A 238-nucleotide genomic window follows, 5' to 3' on the forward strand; every position below is an offset into this window, starting at 1 on the left:
GACGACCTGCGTGCGCGGATCCGCGACGTGGCTGCGCTGTACACACCGCAGCGGCTCGAGCCGGCGACGTCGGTGATCGCGACGCAGATCAGCGAGGACGCGCTCGGCAACAAGGAATCGCTGCCGATGACGAAGGAGGTGATGGGCGCTGCGTCGCTGCAGACCGCGCAGGAAGGCGTGACCGATGCGGTAAAGAATCAGGCCGGCGTCGCGCCGACGAACTCATCGGGCAGCCCCG

At 68.5% G+C, this 238-nt stretch carries 1 protein-coding gene; it reads left to right on the top strand.

Going from position 1 to position 238, the window contains the following annotated elements; all coding sequences use genetic code 11:
- Window positions 1-27: 27 nt before the first annotated feature.
- On the top strand, window positions 28-238 hold a 211-nt coding region (locus SB764_RS44405), incomplete at its 3' end, for a hypothetical protein (protein ID WP_410867364.1).

This window comes from Paraburkholderia sp. SIMBA_027, assembly GCF_046535315.1.
GTDB classification, from domain to species: Bacteria; Pseudomonadota; Gammaproteobacteria; order Burkholderiales; family Burkholderiaceae; genus Paraburkholderia; species Paraburkholderia tropica.